We start from the raw sequence: 19041 nt of genomic DNA, 5'->3' as shown, positions 1-19041 counted from the left end.
TTTCGTAATAGCGCGGTGAAATCCTATTCAGAGTAGATTATAGTTAAAGGCAAGAGGCATAACAGTAGTCGTTGACGTTAAGTCAGATGTACCCTTCCCGACAACGATGTTCGGTGAGTAAAAAATCACTCAAAAAGGGGATGCGCTATGGACGAATACTCGCCCAAAAGGCAAGATATTGCACAGTTGAAATTCCTTTGTGAATCCCTGTACCATGACTGCCTTTCCAATCTCGATGAAAGCAACCATGGCTGGGTCAATGACCCTACTTCTGCCATTAATTTGCAGCTAAACGAGTTGATTGAGCATATAGCAACCTTCGCCCTTAATTATAAAATTAAGTATAACGAAGATAATAAGTTGATTGAGCAAATTGACGAATACCTGGATGACACTTTTATGTTATTCAGCAGCTACGGCATTAACGCGCAGGATTTGCAGAAATGGCGTAAATCGGGCAATCGGCTTTTTCGTTGTTTTGTCAATGCAAGCAGGGCTAACCCGTTAGCTTCTCCGGTTAAAATTATTACAAACAATTAGGTGAATTTATGTCTGATAAACCATTAACCAAGACAGATTATTTGATGCGTTTGCGACGCTGTCAGTCAATTGACACCCTTGAACGTGTGATTGAGAAAAATAAATACGAGCTTTCTGATAATGAGTTAGCGGTATTCTATTCCGCAGCGGATCATCGCCTGGCTGAACTCACGATGAATAAGCTGTACGATAAAATTCCTACCGCCGTGTGGAAATTCGTACGCTGATTGGGTGACACACTTCAGAGGACATCACACCGCATTAGACGTTTAGACGCTGTTTTAGACCACCAGCATGCAGCTCCTCACCCGGATGGGCGACCGTTTTATCGCCCAGCGGAGACGCTGCGTCATACCGAAGAGATCCACCGCATTATCTGACCCGCCCTTTCCTGGCAACTGTTATGTTTTTTCTTAGCGTAACTGTTACTTTCCACAAACATTGTGGTCACTTAAAATACACGGATCCCCCGTTTTAAGTTGATTTGAGAAAGGGCAGAAGATGACCGAGATACAACGCCTGCTTACCGAGACCATTGATGACCTCAATGTACGCGAAAAGCGTGACAACAAACCGCGCTTTAGCATCAGCTTTATTCGCAAACATCCGGGCCTGTTTGTTGCCATGTATGCCGCCTGGCTGGCAACGCTGGTGGTGATGCTGCAGTCGGACACGCTGATCGGTTCCGTCTGGCTCCTGGTGGTATTATTCGTCGTCTTTAACGCCTTCTTCTTCTTCGACGTTAATCCGCGCTACCGCTATGAGGATATTGATGTGCTCGATTTTCGCGTCTGCTACAACGGTGAGTGGTACAACACGCGCTATGTGCCCAACCAGCTGATCGACAGCATCCTGCATTCACCTCAGGTTGAATCCCAGCAAAAAGAGAAACTGCAAAAAATGATCGCCACCAAAGGCGAACTCTCTTTCTACGACGTCTTTACCCTTGCCCGCGTGGCTGCCTGAAGTCCGCTCTGACCTGCCGCCGACAGCCTCGCTGTTAGCGGCAAGCTTCCTGTTCTGGCCTACCGTTTCTTCTTACGCCCCTGCACCGCCTTGAAGCGCGGATTGGATTTGCATATCACATACAGCCGCCCCTTACGTTTGACGATCTGACAATCCGCATGACGTTGTTTTGCGCTGCGCAATGAATTAAGAACCTGCATGTTTACCCCTTACAAATATGATTTGTTATAACATAACAATTAGCATATCCGAGTGGCGGTGGAAAAACAACTCAGGGCGAATAAGCGGCACGTAAACTCATCTAAAATAGTTCTACACTTCAGCATAGCTTTCCGTTTTAATGTCATCGACTTGTGCGCCCCACGCCCGGCGTTATAAAAAGGAAACAGGAGCATGACAACCCGACACCTGGTTAGTGTGGTGACCTGCGTACTGATTATTGCAGTGCTTGTTCCTGTCTGCCTGAGCGTCTGGCTGGCGCATCGTAATGCGGAAGATAAGTTTGTTGATGACCTGAACGATTACTCTGCCCGCGTCCAGATCCGTACTGACAGAGTGATTACCCAGGCCAAATCCGCTCTGAACGAAATGCAATCCTTCAAAGGCATTCCCTGTAGTCGCGAACATGCGCTGGTAATGCGCCGCGCCTCTTTCTCCTGGCGCTATATCCAGGAAGTGATCTACGTTGACGATCTCAAGCCACGCTGTTCCTCCCTGGAACAGGAGAGCCACGCCGCCCCCTTTCCGCCAGCATTACGCATCACCCCCGACGGCTATCGGGCCTGGGTTACCTCGCACAACGATCTGAATCTTAAACGTTATATGGCCGCCATTGGTACAGGCCACTATATCGTGATGATCGACCCCGCCTCGCTGATCGACGTGATCCCCTTTGGATCCTGGCCGATCGACGTTGCGCTGGTGGGTATCCGTCGAAATATTGTTTTCGCCAGCAGTAACAGCCTGGATATGCAGGTGTTCAATGAAATGCAGCGCAATGGCAGCTCGCACTTCCAACATAACGGCGCTATGTATGATGTGCATAATGTGCCCGACCTGGGGTTTGCCATCGTGGCGTGGGCTTCCCTAAAGCCGTTAAAAGAGAGCTGGCATCACCAGCTCTATTTCTGGCTGCCTTTTGGCGTGTTGATCAGTTTGTTGACGGCATGGTTTGTCTTGCGCGTGTTACGCCGCCTGCAATCCCCCCGGCATCGCCTGCAGGATGCTATCAATGCCCGGGAATTCCAGGTCCATTTTCAGCCAATTGTCGCGCTGAACAGCGGCAGACTGACCGGAGCGGAAGCGCTCGCCCGCTGGCCACAGCAGGACGGCAGCTATCTGTCTCCCGATATTTTCGTCTCTCTGGCGGAGCAGACGGGCCTGATAAATCAGTTAACCGCCCTGATCGTTGAAAAAGTGTTTGAGGAGATGGGCGAATGGCTACGCCAGCATCCGGACCAGCATATCTCGATTAACCTTGCCCCCACGGATTTGATCTCGGGTGCAGTGCCCCCGCTATTGAGCCGTCTTCTGAATCAATGGCAGCTCCCGCCGTCGCAGATTGCGCTGGAGCTTACCGAGCGGGGTTTTGCCGACCCCACCGTCAGTGCCCCCGCTATTGCCGGGTTCCGGCGCGCAGGACACTCTGTCTATATTGACGATTTCGGCACCGGCTACTCAAGTCTCAGCTACCTGCAGGATCTGGACATCGATACCCTGAAAATTGATAAATCATTCGTCGACGCGCTGGAGTATAAAAACGTGACGCCGCATATCATTGAGATGGCCCGATCGCTCAATCTGGCGATGGTGGCGGAAGGGATTGAAACCGAAGGTCAGCTGACCTGGCTGCGCCGCCACGGTGTGCAGTACGGTCAGGGTTGGTTTTACAGTAAGGCGCTGCCAAAAGAGGCTTTTATTCAGTGGGCTGAACAGAATCTCGACCCGGAATCATACGAATAACGCCCGGCGGGAAGCGCCGCCGGGCACCACGCCTATTCGTCCAGCAGCGGCGAGAAGCCGCCATAAATCATCCGTTTACCGTCAAACGGCATCGATTCGCCAAATTCTTTCATTCTGGGATCGTTCATCATCTTCTGATTCGCTTCGTCGCGAACCGCTTTTGAAGGATATTCGATCCAGCTGAAGACCACTTCTTCGTTCTCTTCCGCCTTCACTGCCAGGCGAAAGTCCGTTAATTTGCCGTCGGGTACATCATCTGCCCAACACTCTACGATGCGAAGCGCGCCAAACTCCTTAAACAGCGGCGCTGCTTTCGCTGCCATCTCGCGATAAGCCTCCTTATTATTCGCAGGAACGGCAACCACAAAACCATCGACATACTTCATCAGATAAACCTCCGAAGTGAATGTGCGGCCACATGGTGTGGCCGCATCAGCGATTAAGTTTAGTTCTGTTGCCAGCTAAAGGCGTAACGCACCTTTTTCCCCTGCAGGATAAACTCCGGCGACACGCTGGGGCTCCAGGAGTCGTCGCCCCCGACCCCCATATGAAACGCATCCAGGTTCAGCCAGCAGCCGGGCTCTTCCCGTAACAGATGGTGATGGGTGGTCTCGCGCAGCTGCGTCTGGCTATAGCGACTCACCCCGAAGTGGAAGTTGCCATCGAACTGATGCTGCCCCAGCTTCAGCTGGCGGGTATCGCAGCGCAGGCCGTTTTCGGTTGGGAAAATGTAAGGAGTATGCAACGCCGCCAGCGGCAGTTCCCAGCGTCCCTGGCGGGCGGCAAGCTTGCGATCCGGGTAGTTCTCCCAGGGACCGAGCCCACTCCAGTTCACCGTTTGCGGTGCCAGCGCCAGCTGACAGGTCAGCCCGATACGCGCGGGCTCCGGCATGTCGCTTGCCACCTGCACCTCAACATCGCCATGCAGCACGCCATGGTTATCGATGCGCCAGCATTTTCGGCTCAGGAACAGCACCTGGTTGTTGTACTCCCAGGCATGCAGGGTGGTGATGACCACTGCCTGCTCCAACTGCTCGCCGTCGCACTGCAGCAGGCGTGGCGACAGACTGTACATCCCGGCCGCCTTCCAGCGTTCCACCCAGGCATTCGGATCGATACGGGTCGCTTCGCTGACGCCGATATCGTTATCCAGCGGAGCGCGGGTAAAGTTGTCGGTCAGCGGCGCGAGCAGCGTCGCCTCCCCTTCGCGCCACCACTGGGTCAGGTCGCCGCTGGCGCGGTTAAACTGCCAGCGCTGCTGCTGATGGGTGACTACCAACGCATCATCTTCACGCGTGAGCTGAGGGGTTAACCCGGCAACTTTCGGCGGAGCAATGAGTAACGGGGCGGGAAGCGACCATTGATCCCAGGCGCAGAGATGATTTTCCGCAGACCACGGCGTGGCCGCGGGCTGGAATACCTCAACGTTCAGCCACAGTTCGCCCGGGGCCGCCGCCCACTGCGGCTGCGCGATCTCCAGCCGTTGTGTACTTTGCGCCGCGATATTGAGCACCACCACATCAGAAGCCAGCACCTCGCCATCACGCATCACCGACCAACGCAGCTGCTCGTTATCGGTCTGACGGAAGAGATAGTCACTGTGCACCTCTATCACCAGCGGCGAGTGGCTGATCAGGGTAAAAGTGAAAAACTGCTGCGCGCGCTGGGCCTCATACAGGGCCGGATGCGGCGTGCGGTCGGGGAAGACCAGCCCGTTCAGACAGAACTGTCGGTCGTTAGGTTTATCGCCAAAATCGCCGCCGTAGGCCCAGAAGGGGTTGCCCTGTTCGTCATGCTTCGTCAGGGCCTGGTCCACCCAGTCCCACACAAAACCGCCCTGCAGGCGAGGATGTTTGCGGAAAGCGTCCCAGTATTTAGCGAATCCGCCAAAGCTGTTGCCCATCGCGTGGGCATATTCGCAGAGGATCAGCGGACGTGTCTCATCCGGCATACCGATCCACTTTTTAAGTGACCATTTCGGTACCGCCGGGAAGGGCTGATCCTGATCGACGCGGGCATACATCGGACAGACGATATCGGTGGCAGCCGTATTGGCCCCGCCCCCCTCATACTGTACCGGACGGGTGGGATCGGTCGCCTTCACCCAGTGGTAAAGGGCATCATGACTGGCCCCGTGACCGGACTCATTGCCCAGGGACCAGATAATGATCGACGGGTGATTGCGGTCGCGCTGCACCATACGGGTGACGCGCTCGCTCATGGCAGGCAGCCAACGGGGATCGTCAGCCAGACGGCTCATCGGTACCATTCCGTGGGTTTCGATGTTGGCCTCATCCACCACGTACAGCCCGTAGCGGTCGCACAGGCGATACCAGAGAGGGTGGTTAGGGTAGTGCGAGCAGCGGACGGCATTAAAGTTGTGCTGCTTCATCAGCTCAATGTCGCGGCGCATGGTGGCTTCATCCATCACCTGCCCGCGCTCAGGGTGATGTTCGTGACGGTTCACGCCCCGGATCAGCAGCGGCTTACCGTTAAGCTTCAACAGTCCGTTGCTGATTTCGACCCGGCGGAAACCGATGTCGCAGGCTTCAACGTCCAGCACCTGGCCCTGCCTGTCGCGCAGCACAAGGGTTAAGCGGTACAGGGCGGGGATCTCCGCGCTCCACAGCGCAGGTTGATCCACCTTCAGAGAGACATTCACCCTCTCCTGCCAGTGGCCACGCTCGTCGACAATGGCCGAGCCAGGCGTGCCGGTGGTGCTGGCGATACACTCCCCTGCCCACCAAAGATTGACGCTGACCTCGCAGTCCTTGTAGCCGGCCCCACCGAGGGTCAGCGCCAGCTGCAATTGGGCGCGGTCGTAATCGGCGTTCAGCTCGGTCACGACATGGTAATCGGCAATATGGGTGCCAGGTTTGTGCAGCAGGGTCACATCCCGGAAGATGCCGCTCATGCGCCACATGTCCTGATCTTCAAGGTAGCTGCCGTCGCACCAGCGAAGCACCATCACCGCCAGGCGGTTGCTGCCCACGCGCAGGAACGAGGAAACGTCAAACTCCGCAGGCAGACGGCTGTCCTGGGAATAGCCCACCCACTGCCCGTTGCACCACAGGTAAAACGCGGAATTAACGCCCTCAAACACCAGGCGCGTCTGCCCACTCTCCAGCCAGCTGGCATCCATGTCGAATGTGAGCGAGTAACAACCAGTCGGGTTCTCTGCCGGTACGAACGGTGGATTGACCGCGATGGGATAGGTGACGTTGGTGTAGATCGGAGTGTCAAAGCCCTGCATCTGCCAGTTGGAGGGAACAGGCATCACGACCGCATCAGCGCAATCTTCCTGCGTCCAGCTATCGGGAACCTGTTCCGGCGCGGCAAAGAAGCTGAACTGCCAGTCGCCGTTCAGCGAGCGGATGGAGGAGGAGTCGCCCTCCTCCCGCGCAGTCTGCTCGTCGCCCCAGCCGCTGAGGGGCACGTGGGCAGGGAGTCGATTCCATTGGGTGACGCCGGGGTTTTCCCAGTCACGACGGGCAAGCAGAGTGCTGAGAATCAGCGGAGCGGGATGGGACATAATTACCTCTTTGCGAAGCGCTCACAATTTTTATTACAATGCCCTGCCTGGAGGACAGGGTAAAGCAGGAGAGCGTCATGAAGCGATGGCGATCACAAAAGCGTTAACGGCGCGCCAGCTGTTCAGCCAGCAGGGCCAGGGATTTTAGCTGCTGAGCGAGATCTTCACTCCCCTGTGGGATCCCTTCCCGGGCGGTGGAGTGTCGTTCGACCAGGGTGACAGGGAGACGGATTTGTGCGGGCTCCTGCCCGGCGTGACCCTGCTGTCCCAGCAGCCACTCCACGCTGCGCAGCCCGGCCTCGCGAAAGGCCTGGCGAACGGTGGTCAGCGGCGGGGTGAACCACGCGCTGTCGGTGGTATCGTCAAACCCTACCACCGAGAGCTGGCCCGGCACGGTAATGCCTTTTTCGGCGCAGGCACGCATCACGCCGAGCGCCATCTGATCGTTTGCCACCAGAATCGCCTGCGGGAGCGTGGCGCCGGCCAACAGCTGATGGCCTTTCTCGTAACCCGAGGCAGCGCTCCAGTCACCCTGGGCGATGGCGCAGGGCTCTACCCCTGCCGCCTCCAGAGTGGACAGCCAGCCCGCAAGACGGGCACGCGCCGAAACGGAACTTCGTGGCCCACCGAGGAGGGCGATCCGCTGATGGCCCAGCGCCAGCAGATGATGCGCGCCGAGCGTTGCGCCCTGTTCGGCATCAAACACCAGGCTGTGCACCCGGGCGGTGGGCGAGACATCAAGAAATAACACCGGTACCGGGGCGGCCTGCGCCTGCAAACTTTCTGCCAGCTCGTCCTCCAGCGGTACGTTGACCAGCAATCCCTCCACGCGCTGCGCCAGCAGCTCCTGCACTGCCGCAAGACACTGCTGCGGATTTTCGACCATGGAGATCAGCACGCTCGCCCCGCGCTCGCCTGCGCGGGTCTTGACCGCCGAGGCAATCTGCGAGGGGGCATGCAGGGCAAGGTCGGTGGTGATCAGCCCCAGGGTGCGGGTGCGCTTTCCGGCCAGCTGCTGGGCCCCGCGGTTGGGGACATAGTGCAATTCGGCCATCGCCTGGAGCACTTTTTCCCGGGTCCGGGCGGAGACATGCGCCGCATCATTAATGACCCGCGAGACGGTTTGATAGGAAACGCCCGCCAGGCGGGCAACATCGTAAAGGGTTATGGCTTTCATGCGCGTCGCGTTGCAATGACTGATGCGCGTATTCTGTCATAACCCATCGCGTAAAGCATGTGAGCGCTTCGCAAAATCAGATAACGCGCTCAGGCTGCGGAGCTAAGAGGCGCGGCTTCTGACGAAACCACGGCAGACAAATCTGGATTAGCGGGCCGATGCTTAAGGCATACAGCACGGTTCCCACACCAAAAGTGCCTCCCAGCACCCAGCCAAACAGCAGGACTGAAACCTCAATCGCCGTGCGCACGCTGCGTACCGACCAGCCGGTACGGGCGTTGATCCCGGTCATCAGGCCGTCGCGCGGCCCGGCGCCAAACCCGGCGCCAATGTACATGCCCGTCGCCAGCGCATTGACGATCACCGCGCTCACCAGTAACAGGCTGCGCGCCACCAGGGAGTCGATAGCCGGGATAAACGTCAGTGCGACGTCGGCCGCCAGGCCAATGGCAATCACGTTACTGATGGTACCGAGACCCGGGCGCAGTCGCAGCGGGATCCACAGCAGCAGCACCAGCACGCCGGTCAGGATGATGACGGTGCCAATATCCATGGCCAGCAGTTTTGCCACCCCGAGGTGGAAGACATTCCAGGGATCGGCCCCCAGATCCGATCGTATAAACATCGCCGTTGACAGGCCATACAGGCTTAATCCGACGTAAAGCTGAACTAATCGACGCAACATGATCTTTCTCCGGTTAGCGGTGCTTTCATCATTACCTGAAATGGCACTATGATTAATGTCCAGTTTTGAAAAAGTGGACTGCTTATGTCATCGCGTCGATTTGGAAGCCAGTCATTAGTTCGCCTGTTGGGCCACTGGCAGCAGGAGCCCTCCCGTACCCCGCTATGGCGTCAGCTGGCCGATGCGTTACGCCTGCTGATCCTCGACGGCAGGCTGGCGCTGGATACGCGCCTGCCGGGCGAGCGCGAACTGGCCTTAACCCTGGAGGTGAGCCGTACCACCGTCAGCAGCGCGCTTGCGCATCTGCGCGATGAAGGCTATCTCGAAAGTCGCCATGGCAGTGGATCCCGGGTAATCCTGCCCGACAGCCGCACGCCTCCGACCCGCGCCAATGCCAGCGCGGCGCTGGATCTCTCCACTGCTGCACTGGGCGCCGGACCGGAGATCCATCAGGCCTATACCCACGCCCTGACCGCTATTACGCAGCATCTGACGCAAACCGGCTACGACCAGCTGGGTTTGCTGGCGCTGCGCGAGGCCATTGCTGCGCGCTACAGGGCACGAGGACTGCCTACCCGGGCGGAAGAGGTGATGGTGGTGAACGGCGCGGTCAGCGGGCTGGCGCTGGTGCTGCGGATGTTCACCGGACCCGGCGACAGGGTGGTGGTGGATCACCCTACCTACCCGCTGGCTATCGCCGCCATTCAGGGAGCATCCTGCCGGCCAGTTGGTGTGTCGCTGCCGCAGACCGGCTGGGATATCGACGGCTTTGCCGCCACCCTCGCCCAGACCGCGCCTCGCCTGGCGTACCTGATGCCGGACTTTCACAATCCCACCGGCCGCTGCATGGACGCGGCCAGCCGTGAGGCCATTGCCGCCATTGCTGCCCGGGCCCGCACCACGCTAGTGGTGGATGAAACCATGGCCGATCTCTGGTTCGACGCTCCCCCACCGCCGCCGCTGGCGGCCTTCTGCCCGAACGGCAATGTCATTACGCTGGGCTCGGCGGGAAAAAGTTTCTGGGGAGGCCTGCGTCTGGGCTGGATTCGCGCCCCGGCGCGCACTATCGCAACCCTGGCGCAAACCCGCGATACCCTCGATCTCGGCTCGCCGCTGCTGGAGCAGCTGGCAACCCTGTGGTTGATTGAGAACGGCGACGCATTTTTACCGGCGCGGCGTCAAATGCTGCGTGAACACCGCGATCGCTGTGCGACGTTACTGAGGGAACATTTTCCCCAGTGGCGTTTCCAGATGCCGGAAGGTGGGCTCTCCTACTGGGTGGAGCTGCCGGATATGTTAGCCACCCAACTGGCTACCCGCGCCGAAGCGGCAGGTATTCATCTGGGAACCGGTACGCGCTTCGGTCTTTCCGGGGCCTTTGATCGCTATCTGCGGATGCCCTTTTCGCTGGAGCCGGCGGAGCTGGAAAGCGCGCTGGTGCGGATCAAGCCGCTGTGGCTGGCGTTGAATGAAAGCGGACAAGAGTTAAAACGCCCCCTGGTATAATCGTCTGCCTGCAAAGGAGCGACTGTAACAGCGACATTTATTACCGGGAAGAAGTGAGCGGGCGCACAAATAACGGCGTAAAAACGACGATTTAAAAATGTCTGACTGTAATAGTTACAGTCAGACATTTTCAGCAGGAAAGAAGTCAGTGCTGAGCAGGGATAGGGAAACCTTTCAGGGAAATAACAAAACTATCGCCTTCTTTCTTTATTTTTGCGCCGGTATCACACCAGTCAGACGCAATTCGAAAGAACTCATCACTGCCAACATCCCAGCCCAGGCGGACATGTTTGACATAGCCAGAGCGCAGAAGCGTGCAGGCTTCCGAGTAGCTGCTGGCGGTGGATTGCTGATATTGTTTCATTTTTTCTTCTTCAGAATTTTTCTTAATGCTTTGATTTCTTTAGGAGTAAAAGGTGCTACGTTCTCTTCTTCCGTATGTTGATTGTCGATATCCTCTTCCGTTACTCCCGCCTCGTCTGCTACAGCAAAGGCCATTTGCAGCAGTTTCTCTGTGGTAACGCTGAGATTCTCATTGTTCACTTCTGCGTAATGACGAAGCTTCTCTTTCAGCGCTTCGTCGATTTTTACATTCAGCACGGCAGTGGTCATGGTGGCTACGTCCTTGACATCAATTTGTTAAATTAATACACGAAGTTATCATTATTATCCAGATATATATTGCCTGCTTATATATCATAAAAATGTCACACTTACCCTGCACAACATTTATGACAGAATAATGACAACCACATTTCAGTATGATGACAATTAACGAAATAAACAGGTCAGTTCAGAAATATATAATGTGCTTAGGGTTGCTATGGGTAAACGAAAAGAAGTTGGGCCTGTGGCATGAAAGTGCTGAATGATGGGAGAAGACGAAAAATTTTGCGGAAGGCAGAAATGGGTGGGGGCCCTGCCAGCTACATCCCGGCACACACGTCGTCTGCCCTGGCTGCTTCCTTCCGGACCTGACCTGGTGAACAGAGTAGCGTTGCGGGAGAACCAACAGAGCCCCCATTGAGAGCGTTGTTAACCAACGCGCTGGCGCATTATCACTGTACCAGATAGCAATTGCAAGTTAACGGCGTCCGGGTGATGGTTTATTGCGCAAAGCGTTTACAGAGTGCACGCTTTCTTCCTGTCTTGCCGGGTAATCTTTATTATGCCCTCAACACAGGAGCAAAAAATGGATGAGCACGACTCTTTTCCTCAGCGGGTCTGGCAGATAGTAGCCTCAATTCCCGAAGGTAGCGTCACCACCTATGGCGAAGTAGCACGCCTGGCAGGTTCTCCACGCGCTGCACGGCAGGTAGGCGGCGTACTTAAACGGCTACCGGAAGGCAGTACCCTGCCCTGGCATCGGGTGGTGAACCGCCACGGGGCGATCTCCTTAACCGGCCCTGATTTACAGCGTCAGCGTCAGGCCTTGCTCAGCGAAGGGGTACAGGTATCAGGTAGCGGGGAGATTGATTTGCAGCAATACCGCTGGCGGTATTAAACAGCCCCTCTCAGGCGAGAGGGGCTGGCGACATTAAAGCTGGGTAGGTGCCGGGGTGGCCGTAGACGGGCTCACCTGAGTTGGCGAAGTGGAAGGTACGGTCGTGGGCGCACCGCCGCCAGGCTGTAACGGCAACTCGGTCTGCTGTACCGGCACCAGCACCAGATCGGCTTTGGTCCCGCCCTGATTAATTACCGGTTTCACGATATCGGTCACCAGTACGACCTTATCGTTAATGGTGATCGCGGCACTCAGCAGAATACGCGCGTTAGGCTGCACGTCCGCCGGGTTAAACGGCAGTTCAAACTTGAACGGAGCCTGTTTACCTTCGGTACGGGTCGCCTGCTGCGCCAGTACTTTCGACGGTGAGTCGGCCAGAGAGGCATCAGACAGGGTGACGGTTAATACCGCATCCGGCGGCAAAGCCACTTTCTGACGGATCCAGATGGTCCCGGAAACATTTGGCTGCTGAATGGTCGGTTGAGCCGCCACGGCAGCAGTGTTTGGGTTTGGCGCTGGCGTCTGGATGTCTGCACTTTTATCTGCACAGGCAGAGAGAGCAACCGCTACCGCTAAACCACTTAACGCGTGCACGAGTTTCATTGAGTTCTCCTTATCATCAATGCACCAGCGGGATCGATACCGCCAGATGAGTGGTTAATACCAGGTTAACGAGAGTAAGTGTGGCACACATCAATTATTTATGCCTGGAATCTCCCTGTTATTCAGATTATTGCACCCATCGGACCACTTCCATTTCTGCGTTATACTCTGCCTATCTTTCGCCACGGCGTTTTAATTGAGGACGACTATGAGTCAGGCACTAGGCAATCTGCTGACATTATTAAACCTGGAAAAAATTGAAGAAGGACTCTTTCGGGGACAAAGCGAAGATCTGGGCTTGCGCCAGGTATTCGGCGGTCAGGTTGTGGGGCAAGCCCTCTACGCAGCTAAAGAGACAGTACCTGCGGAACGCTTTGTGCACTCCTTTCACAGCTACTTTTTGCGCCCTGGCGACAGCCAGAAACCAATCGTTTATGACGTAGAAGTCCTGCGTGACGGCAACAGCTTCAGCGCCCGCCGCGTGGCCGCGGTGCAGAACGGTAAGCCGATCTTCTATATGACGGCGTCGTTCCAGGCACCGGAGCCGGGCTATGAGCATCAGAAAACGATGCCCCCTGCCCCGGCACCGGACGAATTAAAGTCTGAAACGGATATTGCCCGCGCGCTGGCGCATCTGCTGCCCCCGCAGGTGAAAGAGAAGTTTCTCTGCGACAAACCGCTGGAGATCCGCCCGGTTGAGTTCCATAACCCGATGAAGGGCCATACCGCCGAGCCGGCGCGTCAGGTCTGGATCCGCGCCAACGGGACGGTGCCGGAAGATTTCCGCGTCCATCAGTATCTGCTGGGTTACGCGTCCGATTTCAACTTCCTGCCGGTCGCGCTGCAACCGCACGGCGTAGGTTTCCTTGAAAAAGGGATGCAGGTTGCCACTATCGACCACTCGATGTGGTTCCACCGTCCGTTCGATATGAACGACTGGCTGCTGTACAGCGTGGAGAGCACGTCGGCGTCGAGCGCCCGTGGGTTTGTTCGCGGTGAGTTCTATACGCAGGACGGCGTGCTGGTGGCTTCTACGGTGCAGGAAGGGGTGATGCGTAATCGGGGATGATGTGAAAAAGCCGGGCGGCGGCTTCGCCTTACCCGGCCTTCAAAAGCATAATCCGTAGGCCCGGTAAGCGTAGCACCACCGGGCAATACCTCACATTACGCGTTATACGCATTCTCGCCGTGGCTGTTGACGTCCAGACCTTCACGCTCCTGCTCTTCCGGCACGCGCAGACCCACCGTCATGTCCGCCAGTTTGTAGCCGATAAAGGCCACTACGCCCGACCAGACCACCGTGATGGCGATACTTTCCAGCTGAACCAGAACCTGATGTCCCATGGTCACGCCTTCTGCGTAGCCGACGCCGCCCAGTGAGGTAGAGGCGAAGAAACCGGTCATGATACAGCCGATGATGCCGCACACGCCGTGCACGCCAAAGACATCACAAGGATCGTCCACACGCAGCACACGTTTCAGCGCAGTGACGCCCCACAGACCGGCCAGACCCGCGACGATACCGATGATCAGCGCACCGCCGACACCGACAAAACCACAGGCCGGGGTGATGCCCACCAGACCGGCAATAGCACCGGAACAGGCACCCAGCAGGGATGGTTTACCGCGTACCGCCCACTCGCCAAAGATCCACGAGAGGATAGCGCCCGCCGTGGCCACAACGGTGTTCACGAAGGCCAGCGCCGCAATTTCGTTGGCTGCACTGGCGGAACCGGCGTTAAAGCCAAACCAGCCGAAGTAAAGGATTGCGGTGCCGGTAAAGACCATCGGCAGGTTGTGCGGTTTGAAGGCCTCTTTGCCAAAACCGACGCGTTTACCGATCAGGTATGCCCCCACCAGGCCCGCCACTGCGGCGTTGATGTGAACCACGGTACCGCCCGCAAAGTCCAGCGCGCCATGTGAGCCCAGCAGACCGCCGCCCCAGACCATATGCGCCACCGGCACATAGGAGAGCGTCAGCCATACCACGACGAAGATCAGCACCGCGGAGAAGCGAATACGTTCCGCCAGCGCCCCGACAATCAGCCCGACGGTGATACAGGCGAACGAGCCCTGGAACGCCACGTGGATGTACTGATAGAAGCTGCCCATCACCGCGGTCAGCTCGATATTTTTCAGCATCGCCCAGTTGAAGCTGCCGAAGAAGGCGTTACCTTCACCGAAGGCCAGCGAGTAGCCGTAGACCACCCACAGGACGCACACCAGGGCGAAGGTCACCGTCACCTGAGTGAGCATGGAGAGGACGTTTTTGCCGCGGATCAGGCCGCCGTAAAACAGCGCAATCCCCGGAATAGTCATAAACAGCACCAGCGCGGTGCAAATCATCATAAAGGCGTTATCGGCTTTGTCTGCCACCGCTGGTGCAGCCATTGCCAGCCCCGGCAGCAGTGCCAGAGACCCCAGACCTGCTTTGAATGTTGTTGTGTTCATTTTCTCGATCCCTATCACTGTGTGCCTGATTTTTTACAGTGCCGCTTCGTCGGCTTCGCCTGTACGAATGCGAATAACGCGTTGCAGCTCAGCAACGAAAATTTTGCCGTCGCCAATTTTGCCGGTGTAGGCTGCTTTGCTAATCACGTCGATAACGTCATCCAGCTGATCGTCGGCGATCGCCACGTCAATCTTCACTTTTGGCAGGAAGTTGACGCTGTATTCGGCGCCACGGTACAGCTCCGCATGACCTTTCTGTCGCCCAAAGCCTTTCACCTCGGTGACGGTCAGTCCCTGAATACCCATTGAAGAGAGTGCTTCACGCACGTCTTCGAGCTTGAATGGTTTGATGACCACGGTAACCAGCTTCATATATCTCTCCAGTCAGAATTCGGTAATGGCTCGCGAACGGATTAGGTATTGCAAGCGGTGTGCCAGAATTGAAAAGAGAGGGGGGACGAGGCGTGGCGTAGAGAAGGCGAAAAAAAACGCACCATGACAGTGCATGATGCGTTTCATTTTTGCACCAACCGATTCAGCGGCTGGCAGGTTGCTTAATTTTAGTGCATCAGGCGCTGAGCGACTCTTCGCGCGTGCTGGCGGCCAGCTCTTCACCGGCCAGTTGCAGCTGATACATCTGCCAGTAACGCCCTTTCGCCTCAAGCAGTTGCTTATGGGTACCGCGCTCAACCGCCTGGCCGCGATGAAGCACCAGAATGGTATCCGCCTCAACAATGGTCGACAGGCGGTGGGCGATCACCACCAGCGTAGTGTGTTCACGTACCGCGGACAGCGCCTGCTGGATCGCCTGCTCGGTGCCGGAGTCAATGCTGGCCGTGGCTTCATCGAGGATCAGCACCTGCGGCGTATCAATCAGCACCCGCGCCAGGGCCAGCAGCTGTTTTTGCCCCACGGAGAGGTTATTCCCCTGCTCGCCGAGGCGGGTGTGAATGCCGTCATGCAGGCCACGCGCCAGTTCTGCCAGCTGCACTTTCTCCAGCACGTCCCAAACCTGCTCCTCGTTAAACGGCCGCCCGAGCGTGACGTTGGCGAAGAAGGTATCGGCCAGCACCACCGGATCCTGCTGCACCATCGCCACCCCTTTACGCAGCGCGGCGTGGCTCAGGGTCGAGAGCGGACGCCCGTCGAGGCGAATTTCCCCTTCGGTGAGCGGGTAGTACCCCATCAGCAGGCTGGCGAGGGTACTTTTACCGCTGCCGGTATGGCCTACCAGCGCCACAAAGCTCCGGGAGGGGACATTCAGATCGATATCCTGCAACACCAGCCGATCGTCGCGATAGGCGAAAGAGACCTTATCAAACTCAATGGTGCCGCTTTGCAGGTCGCGATTGTCATGACCGTAGGCCTGACGCGGACGATCCATCAGCTCAAAGACGCGCTCGCCGGCAACCACCGCCTGTTGCAGCATCGACTGCTGGGTGGTCAGCTCGATCAGCGGCTCGTTAAGACGGCCCAGATAGCTGATAAAGGCATAGAGCACGCCGACCTCAATGGTGCCGCCAGCGGCAAAACCAAACTGCATCAGCAGTCCGCACAGCACCAGTGCCGAGAACAGGCTGAGCAGCGGGCGCAGGAGAAAACCATCCAGCCGCAGGGTCTGCATGCGGGCCATATAGTGGGAGCGGCTGGCCTCGCCCATCCGCTCGCCAAAGCGCTCCTGCTGGCGGAACTGCTGGATAACGCTCATGCCGTTGATAACTTCGTTGAAGCCATCGTTGATATCCGCCAGATAAGCCCGCACGCGACGGACAATCGGCGTGCTGTAGCGCTGGTAGATAATCATCACAATCATCACCGCCGGGAAGATGGCCATCGCCACCAGCGCCATGCGCCACTCAAGGCTGAACATCGCCACCAGCATGGCGCCGACAAGGGCGGCGCTGCGCAGCACCGTGGCGACCACCGTGACATAGAGATCGCGGATCACTTCCGTATCGTTGGTGACGCGGGAGATGATCTGCCCGACGGGCTGGGTATCGAATTCGCTCAGCGGCTGGCGCAGGGCGGCATCCATTACGTCAGTACGCAGTTGCTGTACCACCCCAACGGCGGCCTGGTTAAACAGCAGCGACTGGGCATAGTGCAATCCGGCCGCAAGCAGTTGCAAGCCAACATAGGCCACAGCCAGCCCGGTCACCAGGCCGAGCGGGAGATAGTTCTTTGCCACCATATTGTCGATGAAATAGCTGATCAGCAGCGGGCCGGTCACTTCGGCGATCGCCGCAATCCACAGCAACACCACCGCCAGCGAGAGGGGTTTGCGCCACGGCGAGCCATACGCCAGCAGGCGTTTAAGGGTCGGCCACAGCTGGGAAAAACTACGCATCGGCGGCCTCCTCGTTTATGTCCGGCACGTCATCCAGCGCCGCTTCCAGTTGTTGATAGCGATACATATCGCGATACCATCCCGGCTGGTCCGCCAGCTGTTCATGCTGCCCGCGCTGGGCAATATGCCCGTGCTGCATCACCAGAATCTCACTCGCCTCGGTCAGGGCCGACAGACGATGGGCGCTGATAATTACCGTACGCCCTTCCCCCCACTGGCGCAGGTTATGCAGGATCTGATGTTCGGTGCGGCCGTCGACGGCGGAAAGGGCATCGTCGAGGATCAGGATCTCGGCATTGAGCAGCAGCGCGCGGGCAATGGAGATACGCTGTTTCTGCCCGCCCGAGAGCATCACGCCGCGCTCGCCCACTTCGGTTTCATAGCCCTGGGGCAGGCGCAGAATATCTTCATGCACGCTAGCGAGACGGGCGACGTGCTCGATCGCTTCCCGGGTCGCCTGCGGGCAACCCAGCGCAATATTGTTGGCGACAGTGTCGGAGAAGAGGAACGGCGTCTGGCTCACTACCGCCAGCCGGCTGCGCCAGCTATCCAGCTGCAGCTGCGGCAGAGGGATGTCGTGGAAACGGATCTCGCCCTGGTCAATATCAAAGTGGCGCTGGATCAGCGACAGGATAGTGCTTTTTCCGGCGCCCGTTGGGCCACAGATGCCCAGCATCTGTCCGGGTTGCAGCCTGAAGCTGACGTTTTCGAGCGTCGCCTGCTCCGTGTGCGGGTAGCTAAAGGCGCGGATAGCAACCTTCAGCTCGCCGCGTCCCTCCGGCACACGTTCGCTGCCATCGTTGACCACTGGCGCTTCGGCCAGCATAGCGCGGATCCGGCTGTAGGCCGCGCTGCCGCGCTCGACGATATTAAACATCCAGGCCAGGGCCAGCATCGGCCAGATCATCAGCCCCAGATACATGGCAAAGCTGGTCAGCTGGCCGAGGGTCAGCGAACCGTTAATCACCATCCAGCTGCCACCGCCAATCGCCAGCAGGTTGGCGGTGCCAATGGCGATATAGATCGTCGGATCAAAGCGGGCGTCGATGCGGGCGACGCGCAGGTTTTTAGCCCCGGTATCCGCGGCATCGGCGGAAAACAGCGCCGACTGGCGATCTTCCAGGCCGAAGGCTTTGATCATCCGGATACTGGTCAGGCTCTCCTGGGTACGGTCGTTGAGTGAGGAGAAGGCCGCCTGCGCCAGCTTGAAGCGTTCATGCAGCTGGTCGCCGTAGCGTTTGATCGCCAGCGCCATAATGGGCATTGGCAACAGGGCCAGCAGCGTCAGCTGCCAGCTGATCTGCGTGGACATCACAATCAGCACTGCGCAGCCCATCACCAGCGAGTCCACCAGGGTCAGTACGCCCTCCCCGGCGGCAAAGACCACGCGGTCCACATCGTTAGTGGCGCGGGCGATCAGGTCCCCGGTGCGGTGGCGCAGATAAAATTCCGGATGCTGGCGGCTGAGCTGGCGGTAAAAATCTTCCCGCAGTTCCACCGCCAGCTGGTAGGAGGCCCCGAACAGCAGCACGCGCCAGACATAGCGCAGCAGATAGACCACCACCGCCGTCAGCACCAGGGTGCCAATCCACATCATCACCCGTGCGGTGGTGTAATGCTGTTCCGTTACGCCATCCACGACATAGCCCACCACTTTCGGCGGGATGAGCTGCAGAACGGCAATGATAATAAGCAGGGCCACTGCACCGAGATAGCGTTGCCACTCCCGGCGGAAGTACCAGCTTAACTGAGCAAATAATCGCACGCG

19 protein-coding genes and 1 other RNA gene are annotated in these 19041 nt (G+C 57.7%); 7 read left to right on the top strand and 13 right to left on the bottom strand.

Translation table 11 applies throughout. The features are described from left to right. The first annotated feature begins 147 nt into the window (after window positions 1-147). The 3 genes from tomB (at window position 148) to ACP4QI_RS04900 (ending at window position 1506) form a co-directional block, all read left to right on the top strand. A complete protein-coding gene (tomB, locus tag ACP4QI_RS04910) occupies window positions 148-540 on the top strand; it encodes an Hha toxicity modulator TomB (RefSeq protein ID WP_142488463.1) in 393 nt (130 codons plus the stop codon). An 8-nt stretch (window positions 541-548) separates the two neighbouring features. Then, complete coding sequence (locus ACP4QI_RS04905; RefSeq protein ID WP_032616864.1) at window positions 549-767, top strand: HHA domain-containing protein; 219 nt, start codon at window positions 549-551, stop codon at window positions 765-767. Between the two features lie 274 nt (window positions 768-1041). Beyond that, window positions 1042-1506: a YlaC family protein gene (locus ACP4QI_RS04900; RefSeq protein ID WP_142488462.1), complete on the top strand. Its 465-nt coding sequence runs from the start codon at window positions 1042-1044 to the stop codon at window positions 1504-1506. 59 nt (window positions 1507-1565) lie between these two features. Here the strand turns inward: ACP4QI_RS04900 and ykgO are convergent, their stop codons facing one another. Next, complete coding sequence (gene ykgO / locus ACP4QI_RS04895; protein WP_142488461.1) at window positions 1566-1706, bottom strand: type B 50S ribosomal protein L36; 141 nt, start codon at window positions 1704-1706, stop codon at window positions 1566-1568. A gap of 193 nt (window positions 1707-1899) precedes the next feature. On the opposite strand from ykgO, the gene ACP4QI_RS04890 reads away from it, so the two are divergent. Beyond that, entirely contained in the window at window positions 1900-3468 is a 1569-nt protein-coding gene (locus ACP4QI_RS04890; RefSeq protein ID WP_426495134.1) for an EAL domain-containing protein, read from the top strand. A 32-nt stretch (window positions 3469-3500) separates the two neighbouring features. On the opposite strand, the gene ACP4QI_RS04885 is transcribed toward ACP4QI_RS04890, so the two are convergent. From ACP4QI_RS04885 to yczE, 4 genes are all read right to left on the bottom strand, one after another. Further along, window positions 3501-3854 carry a DUF1428 domain-containing protein gene (locus ACP4QI_RS04885; RefSeq protein ID WP_142488459.1) on the bottom strand — a complete coding sequence of 118 codons (354 nt, stop codon included), beginning with the start codon at window positions 3852-3854 and terminating at the stop codon, window positions 3501-3503. Window positions 3855-3913: 59 nt separating this feature from the next. Beyond that, window positions 3914-7000, bottom strand: a complete 3087-nt coding sequence (locus tag ACP4QI_RS04880) for a beta-galactosidase (RefSeq protein ID WP_426495135.1) — start codon at window positions 6998-7000, stop codon at window positions 3914-3916. Between the two features lie 103 nt (window positions 7001-7103). Then, window positions 7104-8177, bottom strand: a complete 1074-nt coding sequence (locus ACP4QI_RS04875) for a LacI family DNA-binding transcriptional regulator (protein WP_426495136.1) — start codon at window positions 8175-8177, stop codon at window positions 7104-7106. 76 nt (window positions 8178-8253) lie between these two features. Beyond that, window positions 8254-8862: a membrane protein YczE gene (gene yczE, locus ACP4QI_RS04870; protein WP_426495137.1), complete on the bottom strand. Its 609-nt coding sequence runs from the start codon at window positions 8860-8862 to the stop codon at window positions 8254-8256. Between the two features lie 84 nt (window positions 8863-8946). On the opposite strand from yczE, the gene yczR reads away from it, so the two are divergent. Continuing rightward, the gene (gene yczR, locus ACP4QI_RS04865) at window positions 8947-10368 is read left to right on the top strand and encodes a MocR-like transcription factor YczR (protein ID WP_426495138.1); all 1422 of its coding nucleotides are present in this window, start codon (window positions 8947-8949) and stop codon (window positions 10366-10368) included. Between the two features lie 145 nt (window positions 10369-10513). Here the strand turns inward: yczR and ACP4QI_RS04860 are convergent, their stop codons facing one another. From ACP4QI_RS04860 to ffs, 3 genes are all read right to left on the bottom strand, one after another. Then, window positions 10514-10732 (bottom strand): hypothetical protein, encoded by a 219-nt coding sequence (locus tag ACP4QI_RS04860; RefSeq protein WP_142488454.1) that lies wholly within the window; start codon window positions 10730-10732, stop codon window positions 10514-10516. Further along, window positions 10729-10980, bottom strand: a complete 252-nt coding sequence (locus ACP4QI_RS04855; RefSeq protein ID WP_142488453.1) for a hypothetical protein — start codon at window positions 10978-10980, stop codon at window positions 10729-10731. The genes ACP4QI_RS04860 and ACP4QI_RS04855 overlap by 4 nt, the downstream gene beginning before the upstream one ends. A gap of 305 nt (window positions 10981-11285) precedes the next feature. After that, window positions 11286-11382: signal recognition particle sRNA small type (gene ffs, locus ACP4QI_RS04850), an RNA gene on the bottom strand. Window positions 11383-11560: 178 nt separating this feature from the next. Between ffs and ACP4QI_RS04845 the strand changes: the two genes are divergently transcribed. Then, window positions 11561-11872, top strand: a complete 312-nt coding sequence (locus ACP4QI_RS04845; RefSeq protein WP_142488452.1) for an MGMT family protein — start codon at window positions 11561-11563, stop codon at window positions 11870-11872. Between the two features lie 33 nt (window positions 11873-11905). On the opposite strand, the gene ACP4QI_RS04840 is transcribed toward ACP4QI_RS04845, so the two are convergent. Beyond that, window positions 11906-12475, bottom strand: a complete 570-nt coding sequence (locus ACP4QI_RS04840) for a YbaY family lipoprotein (RefSeq protein WP_156263098.1) — start codon at window positions 12473-12475, stop codon at window positions 11906-11908. A 208-nt stretch (window positions 12476-12683) separates the two neighbouring features. Here ACP4QI_RS04840 and tesB point away from each other — a divergent pair, with 208 nt between their 5' ends. After that, window positions 12684-13544, top strand: coding sequence for an acyl-CoA thioesterase II (gene tesB / locus ACP4QI_RS04835; protein ID WP_106992157.1), 861 nt, complete (start codon window positions 12684-12686; stop codon window positions 13542-13544). Window positions 13545-13639: 95 nt separating this feature from the next. Here tesB and amtB read toward each other — a convergent pair whose 3' ends face one another. From amtB to ACP4QI_RS04815, 4 genes are all read right to left on the bottom strand, one after another. Further along, window positions 13640-14926, bottom strand: coding sequence for an ammonium transporter AmtB (gene amtB / locus ACP4QI_RS04830; RefSeq protein WP_142488450.1), 1287 nt, complete (start codon window positions 14924-14926; stop codon window positions 13640-13642). Between the two features lie 33 nt (window positions 14927-14959). Beyond that, window positions 14960-15298: a P-II family nitrogen regulator gene (gene glnK / locus ACP4QI_RS04825; protein WP_142488449.1), complete on the bottom strand. Its 339-nt coding sequence runs from the start codon at window positions 15296-15298 to the stop codon at window positions 14960-14962. Window positions 15299-15494: 196 nt separating this feature from the next. Further along, window positions 15495-17273 carry a SmdB family multidrug efflux ABC transporter permease/ATP-binding protein gene (locus ACP4QI_RS04820; RefSeq protein WP_426495139.1) on the bottom strand — a complete coding sequence of 593 codons (1779 nt, stop codon included), beginning with the start codon at window positions 17271-17273 and terminating at the stop codon, window positions 15495-15497. Further along, window positions 17266-19038, bottom strand: a complete 1773-nt coding sequence (locus ACP4QI_RS04815; protein WP_426495140.1) for a SmdA family multidrug ABC transporter permease/ATP-binding protein — start codon at window positions 19036-19038, stop codon at window positions 17266-17268. The genes ACP4QI_RS04820 and ACP4QI_RS04815 overlap by 8 nt, the downstream gene beginning before the upstream one ends. Window positions 19039-19041 lie beyond the last annotated feature (3 nt).

Origin of the sequence: Leclercia sp. TB492 (assembly GCF_049974505.2) — a bacterium.
Classification (GTDB): Bacteria; Pseudomonadota; Gammaproteobacteria; order Enterobacterales; family Enterobacteriaceae; genus Enterobacter; species Enterobacter adecarboxylatus_C.
The sequence above is the reverse complement of the archived record's forward strand: the minus strand, read 5'-3'. Positions and strand labels throughout refer to the sequence as shown.

Coding starts and splice junctions, on each gene's coding strand:
- tomB (WP_142488463.1), top strand. CDS start 148: ATGGACGAATACTCGCCCAAAAGGCAAGATATTGCACAGTTGAAATTC.
- ACP4QI_RS04905 (WP_032616864.1), top strand. CDS start 549: ATGTCTGATAAACCATTAACCAAGACAGATTATTTGATGCGTTTGCGA.
- ACP4QI_RS04900 (WP_142488462.1), top strand. CDS start 1,042: ATGACCGAGATACAACGCCTGCTTACCGAGACCATTGATGACCTCAAT.
- ykgO (WP_142488461.1), bottom strand. CDS start 1,706: ATGCAGGTTCTTAATTCATTGCGCAGCGCAAAACAACGTCATGCGGAT.
- ACP4QI_RS04890 (WP_426495134.1), top strand. CDS start 1,900: ATGACAACCCGACACCTGGTTAGTGTGGTGACCTGCGTACTGATTATT.
- ACP4QI_RS04885 (WP_142488459.1), bottom strand. CDS start 3,854: ATGAAGTATGTCGATGGTTTTGTGGTTGCCGTTCCTGCGAATAATAAG.
- ACP4QI_RS04880 (WP_426495135.1), bottom strand. CDS start 7,000: ATGTCCCATCCCGCTCCGCTGATTCTCAGCACTCTGCTTGCCCGTCGT.
- ACP4QI_RS04875 (WP_426495136.1), bottom strand. CDS start 8,177: ATGAAAGCCATAACCCTTTACGATGTTGCCCGCCTGGCGGGCGTTTCC.
- yczE (WP_426495137.1), bottom strand. CDS start 8,862: ATGTTGCGTCGATTAGTTCAGCTTTACGTCGGATTAAGCCTGTATGGC.
- yczR (WP_426495138.1), top strand. CDS start 8,947: ATGTCATCGCGTCGATTTGGAAGCCAGTCATTAGTTCGCCTGTTGGGC.
- ACP4QI_RS04860 (WP_142488454.1), bottom strand. CDS start 10,732: ATGAAACAATATCAGCAATCCACCGCCAGCAGCTACTCGGAAGCCTGC.
- ACP4QI_RS04855 (WP_142488453.1), bottom strand. CDS start 10,980: ATGACCACTGCCGTGCTGAATGTAAAAATCGACGAAGCGCTGAAAGAG.
- ACP4QI_RS04845 (WP_142488452.1), top strand. CDS start 11,561: ATGGATGAGCACGACTCTTTTCCTCAGCGGGTCTGGCAGATAGTAGCC.
- ACP4QI_RS04840 (WP_156263098.1), bottom strand. CDS start 12,475: ATGAAACTCGTGCACGCGTTAAGTGGTTTAGCGGTAGCGGTTGCTCTC.
- tesB (WP_106992157.1), top strand. CDS start 12,684: ATGAGTCAGGCACTAGGCAATCTGCTGACATTATTAAACCTGGAAAAA.
- amtB (WP_142488450.1), bottom strand. CDS start 14,926: ATGAACACAACAACATTCAAAGCAGGTCTGGGGTCTCTGGCACTGCTG.
- glnK (WP_142488449.1), bottom strand. CDS start 15,298: ATGAAGCTGGTTACCGTGGTCATCAAACCATTCAAGCTCGAAGACGTG.
- ACP4QI_RS04820 (WP_426495139.1), bottom strand. CDS start 17,273: ATGCGTAGTTTTTCCCAGCTGTGGCCGACCCTTAAACGCCTGCTGGCG.